General features: G+C 45.8%; 1 pseudogene. It reads left to right on the top strand.

From position 1 onward, the window contains the following. Window positions 1–448: 448 nt before the first annotated feature. Window positions 449–850 (top strand): annotated as a pseudogene (locus CIK04_RS27255) (efflux RND transporter periplasmic adaptor subunit); the annotation flags it as partial.

The raw sequence follows: 850 nt of genomic DNA, 5'->3' as shown, positions 1-850 counted from the left end.
AGCAATTACATCTTCTTTCATTGCTGCCGTTTAACCAACCCAGATCCGTGCTTACTGTGGTCTTTTGACAGTCAAACAAGGAAGTTGATRRAAGTAGTATTGAAATCAGTCATAGGTCATTTCTTCTTTGAGTGTTGATAGCAAGATTATGCGTGTTTTTGACAAATTACTATCTCAATCAATGTGGGCGGGGATATTACCGATGTCGATCGGCCAAGCTGAATGTTGCTACTGCGTCCATAACTTGCTTTTTTATCCGAAGTTACAATGAATTTCGTGATTTTTCTGCATAAGTTTTGTCAATTCCCTCTGACATAGTCAATCACCAAATCTGACAATGTCCAGACATTAAAGCCGATATGATTCCTGCAACTTTGTGTATGAGGTGTAGTCATTCGACTACCTAATAATGGCTGGATCATAATGACGAAACTGTGCTGTCTCTGCTGTGAGCGTAGCGCTGCTCGGCGGTGGTGCGTATTTCTATCTGCAATCTTCGGCGGAGCCGGACGCTTTTCCCACGCTTGTGGTGACAACGGGCACCATTGAAAAACAGGCGGTGGCGGTCGGCAAAATTGTTCCAGCGCATTCTGTGTCAATTAAGTCGCAAATTGATGGTATCGTCGGGGAAATTTACGCGAAAGTGGGTGAAAAAGTCACGCAAGGTCAACCGCTGATCAAAGTGCGTCCAAACCCGACCCCTCAAGCCCTGACGGATGCCTCGGCGGCGTTAATGCGCAGCGAAGCTGATCTCGAATCCGCCAAGCAAAAACTCACCAACCTAGAAAGTTTGGTGAAGCAAAATATCATCCGAAAACTACGATGAGTATGTCAGTGCGCGCTCGACGGT

Source organism: Vibrio sp. 03_296, from assembly GCF_002265885.1.
This window is presented reverse-complemented; position numbering and strand designations above follow the sequence as displayed.